Annotated in this window: 24 protein-coding genes; 12 read left to right on the top strand and 12 right to left on the bottom strand. The window is 63.0% G+C overall.

The features are described from left to right. The first annotated feature begins 87 nt into the window (after positions 1 to 87). Positions 88 to 702: a hypothetical protein gene (locus tag ACYU0X_RS00680; RefSeq protein ID WP_418908049.1), complete on the top strand. Its 615-nt coding sequence runs from the start codon at positions 88 to 90 to the stop codon at positions 700 to 702. Continuing rightward, entirely contained in the window at positions 703 to 1,728 is a 1,026-nt protein-coding gene (locus ACYU0X_RS00675) for an inorganic phosphate transporter (protein WP_418908048.1), read from the top strand. A gap of 6 nt (positions 1,729 to 1,734) precedes the next feature. On the opposite strand, the gene ACYU0X_RS00670 is transcribed toward ACYU0X_RS00675, so the two are convergent. From ACYU0X_RS00670 to ACYU0X_RS00655, 4 genes are all read right to left on the bottom strand, one after another. Next, the gene (locus ACYU0X_RS00670) at positions 1,735 to 1,953 is read right to left on the bottom strand and encodes a helix-turn-helix transcriptional regulator (RefSeq protein ID WP_418908047.1); all 219 of its coding nucleotides are present in this window, start codon (positions 1,951 to 1,953) and stop codon (positions 1,735 to 1,737) included. Then, positions 1,929 to 2,288, bottom strand: coding sequence for a hypothetical protein (locus ACYU0X_RS00665; RefSeq protein ID WP_418908046.1), 360 nt, complete (start codon positions 2,286 to 2,288; stop codon positions 1,929 to 1,931). Before ACYU0X_RS00665 ends, ACYU0X_RS00670 begins: the two co-directional genes overlap by 25 nt. Before the next feature lie 283 nt (positions 2,289 to 2,571). Continuing rightward, a complete protein-coding gene (locus tag ACYU0X_RS00660; protein WP_418908045.1) occupies positions 2,572 to 3,003 on the bottom strand; it encodes an arsenate-mycothiol transferase ArsC in 432 nt (143 codons plus the stop codon). Beyond that, positions 3,000 to 3,392: an ArsR/SmtB family transcription factor gene (locus ACYU0X_RS00655; RefSeq protein ID WP_418908044.1), complete on the bottom strand. Its 393-nt coding sequence runs from the start codon at positions 3,390 to 3,392 to the stop codon at positions 3,000 to 3,002. The genes ACYU0X_RS00660 and ACYU0X_RS00655 overlap by 4 nt, the downstream gene beginning before the upstream one ends. A gap of 115 nt (positions 3,393 to 3,507) precedes the next feature. On the opposite strand from ACYU0X_RS00655, the gene arsB reads away from it, so the two are divergent. Genes arsB through ACYU0X_RS00640 form a run of 3 tightly spaced genes read left to right on the top strand, consistent with a single transcriptional unit; the run spans position 3,508 to position 6,444 of the window. Next, on the top strand, positions 3,508 to 4,599 hold the full coding sequence (gene arsB, locus ACYU0X_RS00650) for an ACR3 family arsenite efflux transporter (protein ID WP_418908043.1): 1,092 nt from the start codon (positions 3,508 to 3,510) through the stop codon (positions 4,597 to 4,599). After that, positions 4,596 to 5,009, top strand: a complete 414-nt coding sequence (locus ACYU0X_RS00645) for an arsenate reductase ArsC (RefSeq protein WP_418908042.1) — start codon at positions 4,596 to 4,598, stop codon at positions 5,007 to 5,009. Before arsB ends, ACYU0X_RS00645 begins: the two co-directional genes overlap by 4 nt. Positions 5,010 to 5,040: 31 nt before the next feature. Beyond that, positions 5,041 to 6,444 carry an NAD(P)-binding domain-containing protein gene (locus tag ACYU0X_RS00640; RefSeq protein ID WP_418908041.1) on the top strand — a complete coding sequence of 468 codons (1,404 nt, stop codon included), beginning with the start codon at positions 5,041 to 5,043 and terminating at the stop codon, positions 6,442 to 6,444. A gap of 172 nt (positions 6,445 to 6,616) precedes the next feature. Here ACYU0X_RS00640 and pstB read toward each other — a convergent pair whose 3' ends face one another. From pstB to pstS, 4 genes are all read right to left on the bottom strand, one after another. Further along, the gene (gene pstB, locus ACYU0X_RS00635) at positions 6,617 to 7,396 is read right to left on the bottom strand and encodes a phosphate ABC transporter ATP-binding protein PstB (protein ID WP_418908040.1); all 780 of its coding nucleotides are present in this window, start codon (positions 7,394 to 7,396) and stop codon (positions 6,617 to 6,619) included. A 36-nt stretch (positions 7,397 to 7,432) separates the two neighbouring features. After that, positions 7,433 to 8,563: a phosphate ABC transporter permease PstA gene (gene pstA, locus ACYU0X_RS00630; protein WP_418908039.1), complete on the bottom strand. Its 1,131-nt coding sequence runs from the start codon at positions 8,561 to 8,563 to the stop codon at positions 7,433 to 7,435. Between the two features lie 14 nt (positions 8,564 to 8,577). After that, positions 8,578 to 9,513, bottom strand: coding sequence for a phosphate ABC transporter permease subunit PstC (gene pstC / locus ACYU0X_RS00625; RefSeq protein ID WP_309410224.1), 936 nt, complete (start codon positions 9,511 to 9,513; stop codon positions 8,578 to 8,580). Between the two features lie 115 nt (positions 9,514 to 9,628). Continuing rightward, on the bottom strand, positions 9,629 to 10,747 hold the full coding sequence (gene pstS / locus ACYU0X_RS00620) for a phosphate ABC transporter substrate-binding protein PstS (RefSeq protein WP_418908038.1): 1,119 nt from the start codon (positions 10,745 to 10,747) through the stop codon (positions 9,629 to 9,631). 197 nt (positions 10,748 to 10,944) lie between these two features. Here pstS and ACYU0X_RS00615 point away from each other — a divergent pair, with 197 nt between their 5' ends. The 3 genes from ACYU0X_RS00615 to disA all read left to right on the top strand — a co-directional run bounded on the left by ACYU0X_RS00615 (position 10,945) and on the right by disA (position 14,635). Beyond that, entirely contained in the window at positions 10,945 to 12,069 is a 1,125-nt protein-coding gene (locus tag ACYU0X_RS00615) for an FUSC family protein (RefSeq protein ID WP_418908037.1), read from the top strand. A gap of 41 nt (positions 12,070 to 12,110) precedes the next feature. Beyond that, the gene (radA, locus tag ACYU0X_RS00610; protein WP_461901820.1) at positions 12,111 to 13,499 is read left to right on the top strand and encodes a DNA repair protein RadA; all 1,389 of its coding nucleotides are present in this window, start codon (positions 12,111 to 12,113) and stop codon (positions 13,497 to 13,499) included. Between the two features lie 62 nt (positions 13,500 to 13,561). Next, positions 13,562 to 14,635: a DNA integrity scanning diadenylate cyclase DisA gene (disA, locus tag ACYU0X_RS00605; protein ID WP_418908035.1), complete on the top strand. Its 1,074-nt coding sequence runs from the start codon at positions 13,562 to 13,564 to the stop codon at positions 14,633 to 14,635. On the opposite strand, the gene ACYU0X_RS00600 is transcribed toward disA, so the two are convergent. Further along, entirely contained in the window at positions 14,632 to 15,246 is a 615-nt protein-coding gene (locus tag ACYU0X_RS00600; protein WP_461901819.1) for a hypothetical protein, read from the bottom strand. The genes disA and ACYU0X_RS00600 overlap by 4 nt on opposite strands. 42 nt (positions 15,247 to 15,288) lie before the next feature. Between ACYU0X_RS00600 and ACYU0X_RS00595 the strand changes: the two genes are divergently transcribed. Next, positions 15,289 to 16,197, top strand: coding sequence for an HhH-GPD family protein (locus tag ACYU0X_RS00595; RefSeq protein WP_461901818.1), 909 nt, complete (start codon positions 15,289 to 15,291; stop codon positions 16,195 to 16,197). Here ACYU0X_RS00595 and ACYU0X_RS00590 read toward each other — a convergent pair. Continuing rightward, a complete protein-coding gene (locus tag ACYU0X_RS00590) occupies positions 16,194 to 16,700 on the bottom strand; it encodes an amino-acid N-acetyltransferase (RefSeq protein ID WP_309410231.1) in 507 nt (168 codons plus the stop codon). The two genes, ACYU0X_RS00595 and ACYU0X_RS00590, sit on opposite strands and share 4 nt — an antisense overlap. Positions 16,701 to 16,823: 123 nt before the next feature. On the opposite strand from ACYU0X_RS00590, the gene ACYU0X_RS00585 reads away from it, so the two are divergent. Genes ACYU0X_RS00585 through ACYU0X_RS00575 form a run of 3 tightly spaced genes read left to right on the top strand, consistent with a single transcriptional unit; the run spans position 16,824 to position 18,104 of the window. Continuing rightward, the gene (locus tag ACYU0X_RS00585; protein ID WP_461902766.1) at positions 16,824 to 17,192 is read left to right on the top strand and encodes a helix-turn-helix transcriptional regulator; all 369 of its coding nucleotides are present in this window, start codon (positions 16,824 to 16,826) and stop codon (positions 17,190 to 17,192) included. 38 nt (positions 17,193 to 17,230) lie between these two features. Next, the gene (locus ACYU0X_RS00580; protein ID WP_418908032.1) at positions 17,231 to 17,638 is read left to right on the top strand and encodes a VOC family protein; all 408 of its coding nucleotides are present in this window, start codon (positions 17,231 to 17,233) and stop codon (positions 17,636 to 17,638) included. 10 nt (positions 17,639 to 17,648) lie between these two features. Next, positions 17,649 to 18,104, top strand: a complete 456-nt coding sequence (locus ACYU0X_RS00575; protein ID WP_461901817.1) for an iron chaperone — start codon at positions 17,649 to 17,651, stop codon at positions 18,102 to 18,104. Positions 18,105 to 18,192: 88 nt separating this feature from the next. Here ACYU0X_RS00575 and ACYU0X_RS00570 read toward each other — a convergent pair whose 3' ends face one another. Next, positions 18,193 to 20,709, bottom strand: a complete 2,517-nt coding sequence (locus ACYU0X_RS00570; RefSeq protein WP_309410234.1) for an ATP-dependent Clp protease ATP-binding subunit — start codon at positions 20,707 to 20,709, stop codon at positions 18,193 to 18,195. A gap of 255 nt (positions 20,710 to 20,964) precedes the next feature. Next, positions 20,965 to 21,282 (bottom strand): histone-like nucleoid-structuring protein Lsr2, encoded by a 318-nt coding sequence (locus ACYU0X_RS00565; RefSeq protein WP_309410235.1) that lies wholly within the window; start codon positions 21,280 to 21,282, stop codon positions 20,965 to 20,967. Positions 21,283 to 21,292: the final 10 nt, after the last annotated feature.

Genomic DNA, 21,292 nt, shown 5'->3' with positions numbered 1-21,292 from the left:
CCGGCACCCTCGAACTTCGTTAACCTTCACGACGTAAGATATTGATCAGCTCTTTATTCACTCGTTCCGAATGGTGCATCACTCGTCGTGAAATTTCAGCTCTTCCCGTCCGTTACACGCGGCATCGACCTGCTGCGTGAGTTAGCTACGCTTATCCGCCACTCGGTGAACCCCGTGGCGGAGATGATTGGCAACCCACAAGACGGCGAGCAGCAACTGCATTTGCTGGCCGAAGCCGAAACCAGCGCCACCGATACGCACTACGCGCTACTCACGCACCTGCGCACCAGCTATGTTTCGCCCTTGCCGCGCGAGGATATGTACACGTTCTCGCGCCTGTTGCACGCCACCATGGAACATCTGCGCGGTACCGGTGAACTGATCCGTGAGGTTGGCTCCACGCCGCTGTCCGAGCGCGCCGCCGAACAGTTAGGCCTGCTCAGCCAGCTGGCGGATCTAGCCGCCGACTCGCTGCAGCGCCTGAATAAGCTCGACGATCTGGAAGATAATTGGCTGCAGATGGTGCAGCTTTCCAAGCGTGCCACCCGCACTCATCTGGTCTGGAGCCAGGAAGTGGGGAAGTTCTCCAAGGCCTCAACCATGCACCGGCATCAAAACGTGGCCGATCAGCTGCTCCGCGCCATCGGCTCGCTCCGCGAATTTGCCGACCACCTCGGACGCGTGCTGGTGAAGGAATCCTAAATGGAGGCAATGACCGTCTTCACGGCCATCGGCATCATCCTCGCCATGGGGTACGGCGTACTCAACGGTTTTCGTGACGCTTCCACCGCGGTCGCCGCGGCCGTGCGCACCCGTGCCATGACCCCGGGAATGGCGGTCTCGGTAGCCGCCATCTTCGCGTTCGTTGGCACCCTGGCCTCCACTTCGCTGGGATCGTTCCTCGTACAACGCCTCGAAATCCCCTTGCACGACGGGGTGCCCGGGCTGGCACTGCTGATCTCCGCACTACTCACCGCCGGCGGTTGGGGTTTGTATTGCTGGTGGCGTGGCATCCCCGCCTCCTCGACGCACGCGCTGATCTCCGGACTGGTGGGCGCGAGCGTGGCCACCACGCTGACCAGCGGTGAGCCGGCCAGCGCCTCGCTGCTTTTTCTGGCGCTGGGCGTGCTTTTGCCGCTGTTGCTCACGCCGTTGCTAGCCTTTGGCCTGTCTTATCTGCTGGTCATTCCCGCCACCTGGCTGGTGCGCCACGATACGGCTAAAGACGTATCCGTACGCTCACAAATTGGCCAGGCAATCTCCTCCTGCGCTGTGGCTCTGGGGTTGGGCCTGCAAGATGGCCAACGCACCGGGGCGATGATCGCCGTCGTGCTGATCACCGGGCATGTGATCGAGCCGGGCCCCATAAGCTGGACGATCCAACTGACGGCTGCATCCTGCCTGGCCCTCGGTGTGCTTTTTGGCGGCTGGCGGATCACCCACACCTTGGGGCACCGGCTGGTGAAGATCGACCCGCTGCGCGGCATGGTGGCCCAGTCCGTGGCCTCGTTGATGCTGTATGTCGGGGCGCTGGCACTGCACCTTCCGCTGTCCACCACACAGTCGGTCACCAGCGCGATCGTGGGAGCCGGCGCCAATCAGCGTTTCGAGTCGGTTCGCTGGCGTTCGGTGCTGCGGGTATTGCGCATCTGGCTCGCCACCCCCGTGGTCTGTGCCGTGGTCGCGGCCATTATGGGGCTGGCGGTCTACCCACTGACTCAGCTGTAATTCGAGCTATTCGTCGGCAACGAACAGGTCCTCGATGCGGCATTCGAAGACCGCCGCCAGCCGAAACGCGAGGGGCAGCGAGGGGTCGTATCGCCCTTTTTCAATGGAGATCACCGTCTGCCGCGAGACTCCGAGCAAGTCGGCTAGGGCCTGTTGGGATAGTCCGCGGCCACACCGATACTCGGGCACAGAATTCTCCACTAGCCCTCGGCCCGCTTCAACCATAGGTATCGCACGGCAAAGCTCAGCATGGTTAAGAGTAGAACTGCCCCCAGCACCAAGGAAACCGGCGCCTCTACATTCAGAACCGCGAAGATTGCCGTAGCCAATCCGGCGGCCACCAGTAGGTCGTGAAAGGCACCCTGGGCGGCGCTGTCATACCAGCGCGACTCGATGGACTGCTCGGGATCTCTAGGTGCCGAGCGCAGCGTGCTTCGGTCCACCGCTAACGCCCAGCACGCGGCAGTTAAGACCGGGAATAGCCCGGCCGAGAATACACTCCACGCCAGAATCCGAGCCTGCGGGTACGCCACAAACGCGAAGAGAGCACCAGCGCCCACGGCCAACCCAAGACCTACCACCGCGCTTCCAATAATCAACGCTGCGGATCCGCCCCCGAACCGCGACCGGCCCCATGTTGATCTCTGCGTCAGTTGCGTCATGACAACCCCTCCCATCGTGTTTGTAAAACTCACTTTACAGACAAGCTTGCTTTACATCAATGATGCTCGCCGGGTGGATTCGTCTTTAGCTCGTTCGCCACAGGGGCGGCTGGCGCCGAAAGATGCGCCAAACAGTGCTCCACGTCAATAGCTGCCGCGGCCACTGAAAATGTGGGTATATCTAGGCTTCGGCGAGCAGATGCTCTTTGAGCACCTTGACGCGGGTGTGGATATCGTCGCGCACCAACTCCATGCGGGCGCGCCCCTCGATGCCACGCAGGCTGGGCTCGTCGGTGACCCAGGTTTCAACACGCACCCCAGGGATTTCGGGCACCTCGGCCTCGGTTCCCAGCACAATTACCAGACCCGCGGCTTGCATCGCCCCCTCGGTCAGCGCCTTGGGATGTTCGGCCCCGACGTCGACCCCCAGATCCTTCAGAACCTCGACGGCTAAAGCGTTGAGCTTGCTCCCCGGGTGGGTGCCGGCCGAGGTCACGGTGATATCCGCACCGGCCTCGTGGCGCATCAAGGCGGCGGCCAGCTGGGACTTGCCGCCATTCTTTACGCAGACGAAGAGCACGGCTGGTTTGCGGCGCGGGCTTGGCACGGTCATGGGCGTTCCTTTGCGGTGAGTGAGGCGGCGAGCGAATCCAAAGCTCCGGGTACCAGCGAGAAGTAGGCCCAGACCCCGCGCTTCTCGCGGTGCAGAAGCCCGGCCTCGACCAGAATTTTCAGGTGGTGCGAGACGGTCGGTTGCCGCAATCCCAGCGGCTCGGAGAGATCACAGACGCAGGTTTCGGCGGTGTCGCTGGAAGAGACAATCGAGAGGATACGCAGTCGATGCGGGTCCGCGAGCGCCTTAAAGCGCGCGGCGAGAACCTCGGCCTCTTCGGCCGGCAACGCGTCCTCGCCTTGGGCCGGTACGCAGCATGGCGCCTGCTCGGCGTCAATCTTTCCCGCGCAGATACGCTCCTCGCTCAGCTGCGCTGCCTCGATACTCATCGCCCATCCTCGCTTCCTTCACACCCACGGTTAGGCATTGACAATCTTCGATATAAGCAAGCATACTCAACATATCGATGAACGTCGATCCCTAGTTTTTTGGAGTGCATCTTTCGTGACAACCACCGGCGCGCCCGCCGATACGGGCCACATCACCAAGAAGTTATCCACCCTTGACCGCTACCTGGCGGTGTGGATTCTCGCCGCCATGGCGCTGGGCCTGGGGCTGGGCCGGCTGATCCCCGGCCTCGGACACGCTCTGGACTCCGTACAGGTCGCCGGAGTCTCGCTGCCGATTGCACTGGGCCTGCTCGTGATGATGTATCCGGTGTTGGCCAAGGTCCGCTATGACGAAACCCATCGGGTCATTGGCGACAAGAAGCTAATGATCACCTCGCTTCTAATTAACTGGGTGCTCGCTCCGGCCTTCATGTTCGCACTGGCTTGGATCTTCCTAGCCGACCTGCCCGAATACCGCACCGGTCTGATCATCGTGGGTCTGGCCCGGTGCATCGCCATGGTGCTGATCTGGAACGACTTGGCCTGTGGCGACCGCGAGGCGGCCGCGGTGCTGGTCGCGATCAACTCGGTGTTCCAGGTCATCGCCTTCGGCGCCTTGGGCTGGTTCTACCTCCAACTGTTCCCCTCATGGCTGGGCCTGCCCACCACGAGCGCCGAATTCTCCGTCTGGGCGATCACCCTGTCGGTGGTCATTTTCTTGGGCATCCCGCTGGTCGCCGGATTCCTCACCCGTACCCTGGGCGAGAAGGCACGCGGTCGAGACTGGTACGAGAACCGCTTCCTGCCGAAACTTGGCCCCTTCGCCCTCTACGGCTTGCTGTTCACCATCGTGATCCTCTTTGCACTACAGGGTGACACCATCATCGCCAAGCCGCTGGATGTCGCGCGGATCGCGCTACCGCTGCTGGTCTACTTCGCCGTGGTCTTCGGCGCCAGCATGCTTATCGGTCGCGGCCTGGGCATGAGCTACGAACGCACCACCACCCTGGCCTTCACCGCGGCGGGCAACAACTTCGAACTGGCCATCGCGGTTGCCATCGCCACCTTCGGGGTCACCAGCGGTCAGGCCCTGGCCGGTGTCGTCGGCCCACTTATCGAGGTCCCGGCCTTGGTCGCACTCGTCTATGCGGCCCTGTGGTCGCGCAAATTTTTCCCCAGCACCCTCGCACAGAAGGAAATGAAATGACCACCACCAACACCAAGCCTTCGGTCCTCTTCGTCTGCGTCCACAACGCCGGACGTTCCCAGATGGCCGCCGCATTCCTCAGCACGCTCGCCGAAGGGCGTATCGAGGTGCGATCGGCCGGTTCGGCCCCGGCCGACAGCGTAAACCCTGCGGCGGTAGCCGCCATGCAGGAGGTTGGCATCGACATGTCCGCCGAGGTGCCCAAGATCCTGACCACCGAGGCGGTCAAGGAATCCGACGTGGTGATCACCATGGGTTGCGGCGATACCTGCCCCATCTTCCCGGGCAAACGCTACGAAGACTGGAAGTTGGAGGACCCGGCCGGCCAAGGCCTAGAGGCGGTCCGGCCGATCCGCGACGAAATTCGTACCCGCATCGAAACCCTGATCTCGGAACTGCTTCCGGCTTAACACGGGCCACCACCCACCCTAGGAGAAGAGCATGGAACACCCGGTAATTATCATCGGCGCCGGTCCGATCGGTCTGGCGGCCGCGGCGCACCTGATGGAACAGCACCAGCAGGTACAGGTTCTGGAGGCCGGATCCGATGTCGGCGCGGCAATGCGTAGCTGGGGGCATATCCGGCTCTTCTCCACCTGGAAATACAACATCGACGCCGCCTGCCGACGGTTGCTGGAGACCTCTTCCGCCGGCTACGTGGGCGACTGGGCCGCTCCTCGTGAAACCCGGCTTCCCTACGGCGAAGAAATGGTGCGCGAGTACCTCGAGCCGCTGGCCCAACATCCGAGCCTGGCACCGAGAATCGCCTATAACCACCGGGTGAAGGCCGTCAGTCGCATCACGTCCCAAGGCGCCGGCGTCGATAAGGGGCGCAGCGCCCGCCGCGAAGACAGCCTCTTCGTGGTGCGATGCGAAACCCCAGAGGGGCCACGGGATCTGGTGGCGCGGGCAGTGATCGACGCGTCGGGCACCTGGGAACAACCCAACCCGGTGGGTCGCTCGGGTCTCGAAGCCATCGGGGAAGCCGAGGCGCGCGCCGCCGGTCTGATCACCTCGCCGCTACCCGACCCGCTGGGCGCCGACCTCGACCGCTTTGCCTCGCGCCGCGTGCTTGTGCTCGGCGCCGGGCATTCGGCCGCCAATACGCTGTTGAGCTTGGGGCGGCTGAAACAACGCCACCCGGATACCGAAATCCTCTGGGGACTACGTGGAGACGCGAATCCCATCCGCCTCTACGGCGGCGGAGATGCCGATCAACTTCCGGCCCGCGGGCAGCTAGGTAGCAGCCTGCGGCGCTTCGTGGAGAACGGCAGCATTAAGTTGCTGGAGCGAGTGGCCGTCACCGAGATCCGGGGCACCAGCAACCTCACGGTGTCCCTGGCCGACGGGCGCGAACTAGTTGTGGATCTGGTGGTCCCGGCCACCGGGTTCCGGCCCGACCTGTCAATGTTGGCCGAGCTGCGCCTCGATTTGGATCCGAGCGTGGAGGCGCCCCGCGAGCTGGGGCCGTTGATCGACCCGGAGTTCCATAGTTGCGGCACGGTCTCCGCGCACGGCGAGCGCGTGCTGGCCCATCCGGAACCGGACTTCTACATAGTGGGCATGAAAAGTTATGGGCGGGCCCCGACCTTCCTCATGGCCACCGGTTACGAGCAGGTCCGCTCCATTGCCGCGGCCCTGGCCGGGGATCGGACGGCGGCGGATCGGGTGGACCTGCAACTGCCGGAAACCGGTGTCTGCTCCACCGACCTGGCCGGATCCTGCGACGCTCCGGCGCCCGAAGCGGCCGAGGATTCCTGCTGTGCCCCGCAACCGGTCACCCTCGGACTATCCACCGGCACACTTCACGGTCAAACCGAGTTGCGCGGAGACGATCGGGCCTAAGCACCACATAGGCGCACCCGCAGCGCACGGGCGGGGTGCGCACATAAGAAAATCGGCGATCGGCCGCGGTGGCGGCCGATCGCCGATGGTGATCCCCTCCAGGATCCCCGGAAGACCCCCCTTCCGGTCCGCTTACCCGCGCGGAAGCTACCCTGCGCGGGAAACGAAATCTTTATCCGAAGCGTCCGGAGACGTAATCCTCGGTGGCCTGCTCGGCCGGGTTCGAGAAGATGGTGGCGGTGTCGTTGTATTCGATGAGCTTGCCCGGCTTGCCGGTGCCCGCAATGTTGAAGAATGCGGTCTTATCCGAGACGCGTGCGGCCTGCTGCATATTGTGGGTCACGATCACCACGGTGTAGTCGTTCTTCAGCTCGTTGATCAGGTCCTCGATGGCCAGCGTGGAGATCGGATCCAGAGCCGAGCAGGGCTCGTCCATCAGGATCACGTCGGGCTTCACCGCGATGGTGCGGGCGATGCACAGACGCTGCTGCTGACCACCGGAGAGGCCGGCGCCCGGCTTATCCAGACGATCCTTGACCTCGTTCCAGAGGTTTGCCCCGCGCAGCGACTTCTCGACCAGCGCGTCGGCGTCGGACTTAGCGATCTTCTTCCCGTTGAGCTTCACACCGGCGAGCACGTTGTCGCGGATGGACATGGTCGGGAACGGGTTCGGGCGCTGGAAGACCATGCCTACCTGGCTGCGCACGGTCACCGGGTCCACGCCCGGGGCGTAGAGGTTGTCACCGTCGAGCAGCACTTCACCCTCGACGCGGCCGCCGGGGATCACCTCGTGCATGCGGTTCAGGGTGCGCAGGAAGGTGGACTTGCCGCAACCCGAGGGGCCAATGAAGGCGGTGACGGACTTGGCCTCGATGTTGATCGAGACCCCTTCCACGGCGCGGAACTTGGAGTAGTAGACGTTGAGGTCGTTGACGTCGATACGCTTTGACATGATGTTTCCTTGTGAAATCTGTGGGTGGGCGCTAGCTTAGCGGCCGTTTTTAGGGGCGAAGATCTTCGCGACGAGGCGGGCGATGAGATTCAGCGCCATCACCATAACGATCAGCAAGAGGGCCGCGGCCCAAGCACGCTGCAGCGACGGGTCGATATTCGTCGGGCTGGTCGGCGTGAGGATCTGATAGTAGATATAGGTCGGCAGCGTCGACATCCAGTCCGCAAAGACGTTCAGGTTGATGTTGCTGGCGATGCCGGCGGTCACCAGGATCGGCGCGGTTTCGCCGATCACGCGGGCAATTGCGAGGGTGACGCCGGAAGCGATGCCGGAGATCGCGGTGGGGATGACCACCTTGAGAATGGTGCGCCAGCGCCGCACGCCCAGGGCGTAGGAGGCTTCGCGCAGTTCGTTCGGGACGATCTTGAGCATTTCTTCGGTGGAACGCACCACGGTCGGGATCATCAGTACGCTCAGCGCGACGGCGGCAACGATACCCATGCGAGAGTTGGGGCCCAGCAGCAGGCCGAAGAAGGCCGCGGCGAACAGACCGGCGACAATCGAGGGAATGCCGGTCATCACGTCGACGAAGAAAGTGATCGCCTTGGACAGCGGCCCGCCCTTGCCGTATTCGACGAGGTAGATGGCGGTGAGCATGCCCACCGGCACCGAGATCAAGGTGGCCCAGAGCGTGATCAGCAAGGTGCCCATCACCGCGTGGTAGGCACCACCGATCACCGGAGTGCCATTTTCCACGGTGGCGTTATCTACGGCACCGGTTACACCGTTCATCGAGGAGGTCAAGAAGTGCATGTTGATCCCCGGGATGCCCTTTTGCAGCACCGTGTACAGCACGGAGGCCAGTGGGATCAAGGCCAGCAGGAAGGCACCGTAGACCAGGTAGGTGGCCAGCGCATTCTTGCCCCGGCGGTTACCTTCGACGAGCGAGGTGATGATGGTGGCGGCGATGACGAAAAGCAGCGCCGAGTAGATCGCGAAGGTGGCGATCGCAAAGCCGCCGAGGGTGGAGGCAGCCGCGCCGAGGATGATCGAGCCGGCGGCGGTTGCCGGAATGGCCCATTTGGGTAACTTGCCCTTCGCCAGCGAATTGCGTTTGCGGCTTGGCGGGGTGGGCTGCTTGGGTGCGAGGTCCTGGTCAGTTTTCATGGTTGCGCTGTTCACTAGTTAGCCCCCGAGAATTCCTTGTGGCGGGCGATGATGGCACGAGCGATCATGTTCACCACGAGGGTGATCAGGAACAAGACCAGGCCGGCCGCGATCAGTTCTGCCAGACGCAGACCGAAGGCCTCGGGGAAGTTCAAGGCGATTTCGGCCGCAATGGTCTGATTGCCGGTCTTGATCAGCGACGGGATCAGTCCGCCGGTGGACAGTACCAGGGCAACCGCCATGGTTTCACCCAGGGCACGGCCCAGGCCGAGCATCACCGCGGAGATAATGCCGGGGCGGGCAAAGGGCAGGACCGCGGTGGTGATCATTTCCCAGCGGGTGGCACCAAGGGCCAGCGCCGCTTCCTCGTGCAGCTTCGGAGTCTGCAGGAAGATTTCGCGGCTTAGCGAGGTGATGATCGGAAGCACCATGACGGCCAGCACGATGCTGGCGGTCAAGATGGTCTTACCGGTCTGGCTGGCCGGTCCTTCGAAGATCGGGATAAAGCCGAGGTTCTGGCTCAACCATTCATAGCCGGGCACCAGCGCCGGGGCCAACACCATATAACCCCAGGCACCATAAATCACCGAGGGGATGGCGGCCAGCAGGTCGATCACGTAGCCCAGGGGACCGGCGATCTGGCGTGGCGCGAAGTGCGAGATGAACAGGGCCACACCGATGCCAATCGGGGTGGCGATAACCAGTGCGATCGCCGCGGCGATCACGGTACCGATGATGATCGGGAAGATGTAGGCGAAGAATCCTTCGCCACCGGTAATCTCTGCGGGGTCCGCGGAGAACGTCGGTAGCGCCTGGATCAGCAGAAACAGTGCAACGGCAAAGAGCGTAATCAGGATCAAGACGCCGGCGCCTAGCGCGGCACCGGAGAAAATCTTGTCCCCGGCGCGGCCGCTGGCGGCCGCTCTGCTCTTGACGGCAGTGGAGGTCATGGCACAAGCCTTTTCGAAATGGAGGGTGTGGCAGCTACGCCACGTGGGTGGAGGGGATGCGCGGGCCCAGCCGAAGGGTGGTGATGGCCAGGCCCGCGCGGTGGTGTGCCGGTTATTACTCGGCGACGGTGATGGAGTCGATCGACTTCGCGGCCTGGGTGGCCACGGCCTCGGAAAGCGGGGCGTTGCCCGCCGACTCATTGGCGATCTTCTGGCCCTCGTCGGAGACGACGTAGTTACCGAAGGCCTTGACCAGGTCCACGGTGGCCTGATCCTTGTAGCTCGAGCAGAAGATGTGGTACGAAACCAGGACGATCGGGTAGGTGCCGGACTCGGTGGTGTCGCGCTTCAGGTCCAGGGCCATATCCAGCTTGGAGCCGGAGTCATGCGGCTCTGCGGCTTCGAGTGCCTTGGCCGCTGCATCGGTGGAGATCTTGGTGTACTCGTCGCCAACCTTGACGTTGACGGTGGCCAGATCGCCCACGGCGGAGAAGTCGGCGTAGGTGATGGCGCCGTTGGTGGAGCTGGTGGTCGAGACCACGCCGGAGGTGCCCTTGGCGTTCTCGGAGGCGATGTCCTTCGGCCAGTCACCGGAAACATCGTAGGTCCACACATCGCCGGCGGCGGCCTTGAGGTACTCGACGAAGTTCTCGGTGGTGCCGGACTCGTCGTTGCGGTGCACCACGGTGATGGCGGTGTCCGGAAGCTCGGCGTCCGGGTTCTGCTTGGCGATCGCCTCATCGTTCCAGGTGGTGATCTCCTTCTTGAAGATCTTCGCGATGGTGGCAGCGTCCAGGTTCAGTTCCTTGACGCCTTCCAAGTTGAAGGCCACGGCAATCGGCGATACATAGGCCGGGATGTTGAAGGCGCCCTCGGGCCCGCAGACCTTCTTGGCCTGATCGGCTTCCTCTGGCTTCAGGTAGGCATCCGACCCGGCGAACTGCGCGCCGCCGGCCAGAAAGGCCTTGCGTCCGGCGCCGGAGCCGTCCGGCGAGTACTGCACGGTGGCTCCGGAGTGAGCCGCGGCGAATCCGTTGGCCCAAGCTTCCATGGCCGACTTCTGGCTGGAAGCACCGATGCCGGTGAGAGTTCCGGAAACGGCTCCCGCTGCATCCGAGGAACCGGCGGGTGCCGAGCTGGCGGCACCGGTCGGGTTGTCGGAGCCGCACGCGGTCAACGCGATGGCAGCGACGGACAAAACGGCAGCGGCGCTGCCCAGACGTTGGAACTTCACGAGTGCTCTCCCCAGGGATCATATGTGGTGTAATTCTGGCGCGCGGCCCCAAGTGATGACCGCTACGTCTTCGACGGTAAGGGGCGCAGGTAACCAGATGGCCGGGCGAAGGTGAACGGAAGGTTAACAACTTTTCCACAGGCGCGTGAGCTCCCTCACGCCCTGCGCCGTGGGGGCAGCCGTGACAAACTAGATTCATGGCCAGCCTCCCGCGACGCATCCGCAGTTTCCTCGTCGCGCGCAACCGAATCGGTCTTACTCGCGCGCGCAAATCCCTGCCGCGCATCGCGCGTATGACCCTGGGCGGCATCGGCGCCTACTGGCTGGCCGAAACCGTGCTCGGACACACCTCACCGATTTTTGCGGCCACCAGCGCGCTGATTGCGCTGGGCTTTGGCGGGGCAACCACCCTGCGCCGCACCGCCGAGGTGGCCATCGGGTGCACCCTCGGGGTGGTGCTCGGCGAAGCACTGGTGCACTGGTGGGGCGCCGGGCTGTGGCAGGCGGCGGCCGTCATGGCACTGTCGCTGATCGTGGCCCGGTACCTAGATTCGGGGCCGATCTTCTCCACCCAGCTCGGCATGCAGTCGGCGCTGGTGGTGTTGCTTCCGGTAAGCCCCGACGGACCCTTCGGACGCTCGCTAGATGCGGTGCTGGGCTCGGCCCTGGCCCTGCTGATCATCATGGTGTGGCCCACCGACCCGCGGCGCACCCCCATAAATGCACTGAATGACCTGCTCAAGGAGCTCTCCGAGGTTTACATCGAATGTTCTTGGGCCAGCCGCGACAATGATCACCGTGAGGCCTTCCACGCCCTGATCAAGGCGCGCGCCACGCAACGCCATCTCGACCGGCTCCCGGCTGCCTTCAGTGCCGCCCAGGAGATCGCCACGCTCTCCCCTACCGCACGCCGCCACCGCCACGAGATTAAGCGTCTCGCGCGGCGCATCGAGCATTTCGACCGAGCCACCCGCAATACCCGCGTATTCGCCCGACGCCTGGCCTCGGTGCTGAGCAACGGCGTGCTCAGCGAAGAAGGGGCCGAGCGGCTGGCCACCTTGCTGCGCGAACTGGCCGAGGCGGTGAATTCGCTGGCTCATTCGGTCCGTGAACCAACCGTGGCGGGTCAGCGAAAGTACGAGAAGCTCGCCAGGCATCAGCTCGAGGCCTGCGCCGAGCTGCTGGACCCGCACGAACTCGGGATCGAGGGGCTGCAGGCCGAGGGGCTGGTTTTGCTCTTGCGCCCGCTTTTGGTCGACCTGTTGCAGGCCGCCGGCCGTGATCACGAAGCGGCCCTGGACCCGTTGCCGCCACTGTCCTAGCGTCGGGGCAAAGCGTCCACCACAACGCATAGCATGGGAGCATGAGCAAAACCCGCACCCGCCCAACCGCCAGCTTCAAATGCACCGAATGCGGGTGGAGCACGGCCAAATGGGTCGGACGTTGCGGCGAATGTCAGGCGTGGGGCACCGTTGAAGAGGTCGGCCAAGTACCGGCACGCACCACCGCGGCGAGCACGGTGGCCAACCCGGCGGTACCCATCGACCAGGTCGACGGATCCCTAGCAGCCTTCCGTGACAGCGGCGTCTCCGAGCTGGACCGAGTCCTCGGCGGCGGGCTGGTTCCGGCCGCGGCGATCCTGCTGGCCGGGGAACCGGGCGTCGGCAAATCCACCTTGCTGCTGGACGTCGCCGCCAAGGCTGCCAACACCGGGTTGAACGTTCTCTACCTCACCGGTGAGGAATCGGCCGCGCAGGTGAAATCCCGGGCCGAACGCATTGGCGCGATCTCGCCGCGGCTGTATCTCGCCGCGGAAACGGATCTGGCCCTGGCATTGGGCCAAATTCAACGGATCGACCCGCAGCTGCTGATTCTCGACTCGGTCCAAACCTTTTCCTCGGCCGAAATCGAGGGCGCCGCCGGCGGCGTCTCGCAGGTGCGTGAGGTGGCCGCCAGCATTATTAACAGCGCCAAAACCCGCGGCATGACCACCATTATGGTCGGGCACGTGACCAAGGACGGCTCGGTGGCTGGCCCCCGCCTGCTGGAGCACTTGGTGGATGTGGTCTGCCAGTTCGACGGCGAAAAGCATTCGCGGCTCCGGCTACTGCGTGCACTAAAGAATCGCTATGGCCCCACCGACGAGGTGGGCTGCTTTGACCTGACCGAGGACGGGATCCATTCGCTCACCGACCCGTCCCGGCTCTTCGTCACGCGCACGCGCACCCCAGTGCCGGGCACCTGCATTACGGTGACCCTCGAGGGCCGCCGCCCACTCGTGGCGGAGGTGCAAACCCTACTTTCGCGTTCCGCGGCTCCGGCCCCGCGCCGTGCCACCAGCGGGATGGACGCGGCCCGCGCCCAAATGGTGCTAGCCGTGTTGCAGTCACGGGCCAAGATGGATCTGGCCTCCATGGATTCTTATATCGCTACGGTCGGCGGCGTGAAGATCGGCGAACCTGCCGCCGATCTTGCCTGCGCCCTGGCGTTGGCTTCCTCGCTGCACGAGTTCCCACTTCCGCAGGACTTCGTGGCCTTCGGGGAGGTGGGTTTGGCCGGTGAGGTCCGCCAAGTTCCCGAGATTGCCCGCCGCGTTACCGAGGCGGCCCGCTTGGGATTCTCCTTCGCGATGGTGCCAGCCACCCCACAGCCGCTGAAGAACGTTCCGGAGAATATCCGCATTTTCCAGGTCGAATCGGTGGCCGAGGCGCTGGATATTGCCTTCACGCAGCGGCAGAAGGGTTCCCGGTGAGCCCGCGGAGCCGGTTCGGGCCATAGACTTGAAGTGAGCCCGCGAAAGGATTTGAGCCACCCGTGAAACCGCAACCTGCCCCACAGCTGCTGAGCACCCTGGCACGGATCGCCCCCGGCACTGAACTGGCCGAGGGACTCGAACGCATTCAGCGCGGGCGCACCGGCGGGCTCATCGTGCTCGGTCACGACAGGCAGGTCGAATCCATCTGCTCCGGCGGGTTCCGCATCAATGCCGAGTTCACCCCAACGCGGCTGCGTGAGCTTGCAAAGATGGACGGTGCGATCATCACCGACTCCACCGGTCGGCAGATTCTGCAGGCCGGAGTGCAGTTGATGCCCGACGCCTCGATTGAAACCCAAGAATCGGGCACCCGGCACCGCACCGCCGAACGCGTCGCCCTGCAGACGGGCTTTCCGGTGATCTCCGTATCCCAGTCAATGCATACCATTACCCTGTATGCGGCCGGCGAGCGCCACGTCCTGGAGACCGCCGAGCGGCTCTTGGCCCGCGGAAATCAGGCCGTGGCCACGCTTGAGCGCTACCGTCACCGGCTCGATCAAGTCACCAGCGCGCTCTCGGCCGCGGAGATCGAGGATGTGGCCACGGTGCGCGAGGTACTTGCGGTTCTGCAACGCACCGAAATGCTGCGCCGCACGAGCGAAGAAATTTCCCGCTACGTTCTCGAGCTTGGCGTGGACGGTAGGCTCTTGGCCGCCCAGCATGCCGAGCTGCTGTCCGGTATTCATACCGACAGCCAGTTACTACTGCGCGACTACAGCCACGCCGATGGTGCCGAGCTGGATATCGACGCGGCCCTTGCCAAACTGCACGAGGTGCGCGACTCCGAACTGATCGAACCCGAGTCGCTACTGAAGGTGCTCTTCCCTTCACGCACCGCCAGCCTAGATGAACCGCTGACTCCGAAGGGGTACCGGCTGCTCGCGCAGATCCGCTCGGTACCCAAGTTGATTGGTGAGCGTCTGGTCGCGGCCTTCGGTGATCTTCAACTCCTCATGGCGGCAACCACCGCCCAACTCATGGAGATCGAGGGTGTCGGCGAACAGCGGGCCCGTTCAATCCGCGAGGGACTGGCCCGGATGGCCGAATCCTCGTTGCTTGAACGCTACATTTAGGTCAGGTTGAATCGGGTCGGGTCGCTTTCGACTTCGCCGAGCTTCGCGGTAAACACGTACGTTCCGGGCCGCGGCTGCACATCCACAGCCTTGCACCCCGGAGAGGAGCGCACGCGCGACCAGTTAAAGCGCGCTGTTTCCTTATGGCCGGGGGCAAACTTGAGCCAGATGTCCTCGGCGTTCGCCGCGCAGTCGACCGTTGAGAAGATTCGGTCCGAACCGCTGGTGATCAGGAATTCCTGCTCGCCGGTACCCACGTTGAGTTCGCACTCCTCGTCGGAAATATTCTCAACCGTCAGGATCAGCACCGGATTCTGCTCGGGCCCGTAATTACCCGAGTCGGTGCTGGCGGTCACCTTGATCTGGTTGGCGGCACACTGCCCCTGACGCCGGTCTTCCTCGGGTTCCTCGCTGGGTTCCGCGCTCGGGCTCTCTTTAGCGACCGGAGGCTGGGATTTCGGTTCCTGCTCTCCTTCGCCGCCCAAGGCCTTCAGTCCGGCGGTTATCCCCCACACCACCAGGGCGATGACAAGAAGCGCAATAACGCCTACTGTGATCCGTCGCCTCCGGTATACGCTGGCCGGAAGCCTGCCCGATGATGGTGTGTTCATGCTCTTTAGGTTAGTTCATCTGTGGGCGCCTACAGTGGATGGGTGCATCGAATCCACGAGTTGATTAATCACTGGTACCGCAACAACGCCAGGCAGCTACCTTGGCGTTCGGCGGAGGCAAGCCCCTGGGCGATTATGGTCAGCGAATTCATGCTGCAACAGACCCCGGTTAACCGTGTGCTGCCCGTCTATACACAGTGGATGGCCCGCTGGCCGGAGCCGGCGGATCTCGCGGCCGAGCCATTGTCCGAGGCGTTGATCGCATGGGGCCGCCTAGGCTACCCGCGACGTGCCCAACGGCTACATGCCGCTGCGGTGGAAATCACTAAAAGCCACGGCGGTAAGGTGCCGGGCACCGAAGCCGATTTGCGGGCACTTCCCGGAGTGGGCGACTACACCGCGGCCGCCATCGCCTGCTTCGCGTTCGGGGAACCCACCGTGGTAGTGGATACCAATATTCGCCGCGTGCACGCCAGACTCTTCGGCGGCGCGGCACTGCCCGAACCGCATCCGCGAGCCAGCGAGTTTCGCCGCGCCCGCGAGGTACAGCCAAGCGATCGGCACACCGCGAATCTGTGGAATATTTCGGTGATGGAGCTCGGCGCGTTGGTCTGCACGGCGCGTAGCCCCAAATGCGATCAGTGCCCGGTTTTCGCCCAGTGCGCCTGGATCGCCGCCGGACGCCCGGAACCGCATTACACACCCAAGGGGCAGTCGTGGGCAGGCACCGACCGTCAGGTACGCGGGGCGATCATGGCCGTACTCCGACACAGCCCACAGCCGGTTCCGGCGGCCAGTTTCCTGGAGGACCTCACCGGCGCACCGGCCGCCGAATACACCGGGCTGCAAAAGCTCAATGCCCCCTTGGAGCAACGTCAGCGCGCCCTAGCCGGGCTGATTCAAGATGGGCTCGCCATGCAGAGCGAGACCCTGGTGCACCTGCCGCGTTAGAGCTCCAAGATCATCCGTGTGTTGCCCAAGGTGTTGGGCTTCACGCGCGCTAGGTCCAGGAATTCGGCCACACCTTCATCGCGGGAGAGCAATAGTTCCTGATAGACCCCGGGGTCTACGGCGCTTTGATCCGCCATCACCTGGAATCCATGGCGTTTAAAGAAGTCCACCTCGAAGGTTAGGCAGAAGACGCGCCGCACCCCGACGGCGCGGGCCCGGCGCACCAGCTCATTCATCAGCAAGTGCCCGACACCTTGACCGCGATAGGCGGCGTTGGAGGCAAGTGTGCGGATTTCGGCGATATCTTCCCAAATTACGTGTAGCCCACCACAGCCAACGACAGTGCCGTCGGCGTCCTCGACCACCACAAACTCCTGAATGGATTCGTAGTAGGTCACCGCTTCCTTATCCAAGAGGATGCGTTGTTCTGCCAGGGGGCGGACCAACGCCTGAATGGCGGCGACATCGCTGGTGCGGGCGGAACGAACCTGAAAAGTATTCACAGAAACAAGTCTAAAACCGTCGGGGCCTCTCTTCGCTTTCGATCCGCTGGTAGCGTTCATTACGTGCCCACCGAACGACAATCCACCGCGACGCTAGCGCACCTGCGTCGGGCTCGTGATCTGATGGATCGCGAATATGCGAAACCCTTGGACGTGCCGGCCATGGCGCAGCGTGCGCTCATGTCTCCGGCCCATTTCTCCCGGGAGTTCAAGCGCGCCTATGGCGAGACGCCCTACAGCTACTTGCTGACCCGACGAATCGAACGGGCCATGGTGTTACTACGAGCCGGGCACGGTGTGACCGACACGTGCATGATGGTGGGTTGGAGCTCCCTGGGGTCCTTTAGCGCCCGCTTCACGGAGGTCATCGGAGAAAGCCCCACCGCGTATCGGGACCGGGAGCACAGTCCCACCGAGGAAATTCCCGCATGCATCGCCAAGATCCTGCTTCGACCCCCTCGTTCCCCGCTGCCGCAAACCGAGCAGTTTTGAAGAAGCGGTAGTTGCAAGGCGACGAATACTCTGAGGACATGACAAACATTTCTTTGCAGTATGTGCCGGTTACCGTCCTCGACGTCGACGAAGCTCTGGGCTTCTACCGCGACGCGTTGGGTTTGGAAGTCGTTTCGGATGTGGCCAATGGTGGGTTCCGCTGGGTTTCACTCGCCGTGTCGGGCCAGCAAGGGTTGAACCTGGTGCTTTCCACGCCCGGCGCCGGGCGCTCCGACGACGACGCTGCCGCCTTGGAGCAGCTGGTTGCCAAGGGAGCGATGGGTGGTCTGGTCTTTACGGTGCCCGACCTCGATGCAGTCTTCGAATCCGTGAGCGCCTCGGGCGCCGAGGTGCTCCAAGAACCCATGCAGCAACCATGGGGACCACGCGACTGTGCCTTCCGCGACCCGTCGGGCAATATGGTCCGCATTAACGCCGAGGCTTAGGGGTAGCACCGTGGCAACTAATCAAGACACCGCCCAGCAGGGCTTCACGGACGCCGAAAAGGCGGCGATGAAGGAGCGCGCGGCCGAGGTCCGGGCTCCGAAGAAGCGCATGACGAAGGCCGAAAAGGCGGCCGCCGATGTACAGGCCGTCCTCGATAAGATCGCTTCGTTTAGCGGAACGGATAAGACGCTAGCCGAACGCATTCATCGCACTGTCACCACCGCGGCACCCCAGCTAGCACCGAAGCTCTGGTACGGAATGGTGGCCTACGCCCTCGATGGGAAGGTGCTGTGCTTCTTTCAGGACGCGGCAAAGTTCGATGCCCGCTACGCAACCTTAGGGTTCAATGACGTTGCGGCGTTAGATGATGGCACCTTGTGGCCGACCTCTTTCGCCGTCACCGGCCTCGACGAAGCTCAGGAACAGTTTCTCGCAGAGCTAGTGGCACGGGCCGCAACACGCTAAGAGAAGTTAAAGCCAAGGGGAACCGATTCGTACTCGAATCGGTTCCCCTTGGTTATGTTCTCATCGCTACGGCCGCGAACGGCCGGTCTTAGCTCTCCAATGCCGCCGGCGCTGGCTCGCCTTCAAGCTGTCCGGTACCGCCCTCGGCGCGGAAGGTGAACTTGCGATCTGCGCCTTCACCTTCGACCTCGACGAATACCTTCTGGCCCGAAACGATCTGGCCGAAGAGGATACGCTCCGAGAGCTGATCCTCAATGTCGCGCTGAATGGTACGACGCAGCGGGCGAGCACCCATCGATGGGTCGTAGCCGCGCTCGGCCAACAGCGTGCGTGCCTCGGGAGCCAGCTCGATCTCGATACCGCGATCGTCTAGGCGCTTGGCCAGACGCTGCACGAACAGATCCACGATCTGCTCGATCTCGTCCTGGCTCAGCTGCGGGAACACCACGGTGTCATCAACACGGTTCAGGAACTCGGGGCGGAAATGCTGACGCAGCTCTTCCTGCACCTTTGCCTGCATACGCTCGTACCCGGTCTTGGTGTCGGCGGCCGACTGGAAGCCGGTCATCACACCCTTGGAGATGTCTCGGGTACCGAGGTTCGTGGTCATGATGATGATGGTGTTCTTGAAGTCCACCACGCGGCCCTGCGAGTCGGTCAGGCGACCGTCCTCGAGGATCTGCAGCAAGGAGTTGAACAGATCCGCGTGAGCCTTCTCGACCTCGTCGAAAAGCACCACCGAGAACGGACGACGGCGCACCTTCTCGGTGAGCTGACCGCCCTCTTCGTAGCCGACATAGCCTGGAGGGGCACCAAACAGTCGCGAGACCGTGTGCTTCTCCGAGTACTCGGACATGTCGAGGGTGATCAGAGCGTCTTCTTCGCCGAAGAGGAACTCGGCCAGTGCCTTGGCCAGCTCGGTCTTACCCACGCCGGTCGGACCGGCGAAGATGAACGAGCCACCGGGGCGGTTCGGATCCTTCAGGCCTGCACGGGTACGACGGATCGCTTGGCTGATCGCCTTGATGGCGGAGTCTTGGCCGATGACGCGCTTATGCAGCTCGTCTTCCATGTGCAGCAGTCGCGAGGACTCTTCCTCGGTCAGCTTCACAACCGGGATGCCGGTGGAGTTCGCCAGCACCTCGGCAATCAGTTCCTCGGTGACCTCGGAGATCTCGTCGAGCTCCCCGTTGCGCCAAGCCTTTTCCTTGTCGTTGCGGGCCTCGATCAGCTTCGACTCCTTGTCGCGCAGCGATGCCGCGCCCTCGAAGTCCTGAGCATCGATGGCCGCTTCCTTCTCGAGGCGAACCGTGGCGATTTCCTCGTCCATCTCCTTCAGCGCCGGCGGTGCGGTCATTCGCTGAATACGCAGACGGGCTCCGGCCTCATCGATCAAGTCCACAGCCTTGTCCGGCAGGAAACGATCGGAGATGTAGCGGTGCGCCAGTTGGGCAGCTGCCTGTAGCGCTCCGTCGGTGATCGAGACGCGGTGGTGCGCTTCGTAGCGGTCGCGTAGGCCGCGCAGGATCTGCGTGGTCAGTTCGACCGAAGGCTCGGCCACCTGAATCGGCTGGAAGCGACGCTCTAGCGCCGCGTCCTTCTCGATGTTCTTGCGGTACTCATCCAAGGTGGTGGCACCAATGGTCTGCAGTTCGCCGCGGGCGAGCATCGGCTTCAGAATGCTTGCTGCATCGATGGCGCCCTCGGCCGCACCGGCACCCACCAGAGTGTGGATCTCGTCGATGAACAGGATGATGTCGCCACGGGTGCGAATCTCCTTGAGCACCTTCTTCAAACGCTCTTCGAAGTCACCGCGGTAGCGGGAACCGGCCACCAACGAGCCGAGATCCAGCGTGTACAGGTGCTTGTCCTTGATGGTTTCCGGGACATCCCCGCGCACAATGGCTTGGGCCAAGCCCTCGACCACAGCGGTCTTACCGACGCCCGGCTCACCAATAAGCACCGGGTTGTTCTTAGTGCGGCGCGAGAGGACCTGCATGACGCGTTCCATCTCATGCTCGCGACCAATGACTGGGTCGAGCTTGCCTTCACGGGCAGCGGCGGTCAGGTTCCGACCAAACTGGTCCAGCACAGCCGAACCTGCCGGAGTGCCCTCGGACTGCCCACCGGAGCTAACGCCGGCCGACGCGGTTTCTTTTCCGCCGCCCTGGTAGCCGGACAGCAGCTGAATAACTTGCTGGCGAACGCGACCAAGGTCGGCTCCGAGCTTGACCAGAACCTGCGCTGCGACGCCTTCACCCTCGCGGATCAAGCCAAGCAGGATGTGTTCGGTACCAATGTAGTTGTGGCCCAGCTGCAGGGCTTCGCGCAATGACAGCTCGAGGACCTTCTTGGCGCGCGGGGTAAAGGGGATGTGGCCGGACGGAGCCTGTTGCCCCTTGCCGATAATCTCCTGCACTTGCTCACGCACGGCACCCAACGAAATGTTCAGCGACTCCATTGCCTGGGCGGCAACACCATCGCCTTCGTGGATAAGCCCGAGCAACAGGTGCTCGGTGCCGATGTAGTTGTGGTTGAGCATGCGCGCCTCTTCTTGGGCGAGCACGACAACTCGACGGGCACGGTCGGTAAATTTCTCAAACATCTCCGGCACACTCCTTGCTTACCTATGTTTCGATGCTACGCACCGAACTCGTTGAGCGCTCCCTTGTTCGCCACAGGGATAACCGGAAGACTCATGAGCTCGAATTCACGACAAGATTGTTGGTGCACAATTTATCTGAATCTTTTCTATAATCACGAGATTATAAAGGGCGTCAACAATTATCTACCCAGTGAGAAAAACCAAAGGCCGAACCGCAAATGCGGTTCGGCCTTTATTGGAAGGTCTCGAATTACCCTAGCTCTTGGAACGACCGCGTCCCTTGCGCATTGCCGCGTGATACGCGTCGATAACCTCGGAATTCAGGCGTCCACGAGCGTTGACCTGAATGTTGTTTTCCTTGGCCCAAGCTCGGATCGCGGGCGCTTCGGCGGTAGAGCTCTTCGAAGAACGAGCCGCCTCAATGTATGGCTCAATAGCAGCGCGGAATTCCTCCGCGTGCTCGGTATTTAAATCGATCTCGAAGTGCTGCCCACCAACGCTGAACGCGATTGATTCGCTGGCCTCACTGCCATCGATGTCGTCGATCAATGCAATTTGTACCTGACGAGCCACTGCGATACCC

Source organism: Glutamicibacter sp. X7 (assembly GCF_054889245.1).
Note: the sequence above shows the minus strand (reverse complement) of the source record. Positions and strands in the feature narration are given on the sequence as shown.

Excerpts from the sequence above, each read along its gene's own strand:
- ACYU0X_RS00645 (WP_418908042.1), top strand. The coding sequence starts at position 4,596 with ATGACCACCACCAACACCAAGCCTTCGGTCCTCTTCGTCTGCGTCCAC.
- ACYU0X_RS00580 (WP_418908032.1), top strand. The coding sequence starts at position 17,231 with ATGACAAACATTTCTTTGCAGTATGTGCCGGTTACCGTCCTCGACGTC.
- ACYU0X_RS00670 (WP_418908047.1), bottom strand. The coding sequence starts at position 1,953 with ATGGTTGAAGCGGGCCGAGGGCTAGTGGAGAATTCTGTGCCCGAGTAT.
- pstB (WP_418908040.1), bottom strand. The coding sequence starts at position 7,396 with ATGTCAAAGCGTATCGACGTCAACGACCTCAACGTCTACTACTCCAAG.
- ACYU0X_RS00640 (WP_418908041.1), top strand. The coding sequence starts at position 5,041 with ATGGAACACCCGGTAATTATCATCGGCGCCGGTCCGATCGGTCTGGCG.
- ACYU0X_RS00660 (WP_418908045.1), bottom strand. The coding sequence starts at position 3,003 with ATGACCGTGCCAAGCCCGCGCCGCAAACCAGCCGTGCTCTTCGTCTGC.
- radA (WP_461901820.1), top strand. The coding sequence starts at position 12,111 with ATGAGCAAAACCCGCACCCGCCCAACCGCCAGCTTCAAATGCACCGAA.
- pstC (WP_309410224.1), bottom strand. The coding sequence starts at position 9,513 with ATGACCTCCACTGCCGTCAAGAGCAGAGCGGCCGCCAGCGGCCGCGCC.
- ACYU0X_RS00600 (WP_461901819.1), bottom strand. The coding sequence starts at position 15,246 with ATGAACACACCATCATCGGGCAGGCTTCCGGCCAGCGTATACCGGAGG.
- ACYU0X_RS00615 (WP_418908037.1), top strand. The coding sequence starts at position 10,945 with ATGGCCAGCCTCCCGCGACGCATCCGCAGTTTCCTCGTCGCGCGCAAC.
- pstA (WP_418908039.1), bottom strand. The coding sequence starts at position 8,563 with ATGAAAACTGACCAGGACCTCGCACCCAAGCAGCCCACCCCGCCAAGC.
- ACYU0X_RS00570 (WP_309410234.1), bottom strand. The coding sequence starts at position 20,709 with ATGTTTGAGAAATTTACCGACCGTGCCCGTCGAGTTGTCGTGCTCGCC.
- ACYU0X_RS00585 (WP_461902766.1), top strand. The coding sequence starts at position 16,824 with ATGGATCGCGAATATGCGAAACCCTTGGACGTGCCGGCCATGGCGCAG.
- ACYU0X_RS00675 (WP_418908048.1), top strand. The coding sequence starts at position 703 with ATGGAGGCAATGACCGTCTTCACGGCCATCGGCATCATCCTCGCCATG.
- ACYU0X_RS00655 (WP_418908044.1), bottom strand. The coding sequence starts at position 3,392 with ATGAGTATCGAGGCAGCGCAGCTGAGCGAGGAGCGTATCTGCGCGGGA.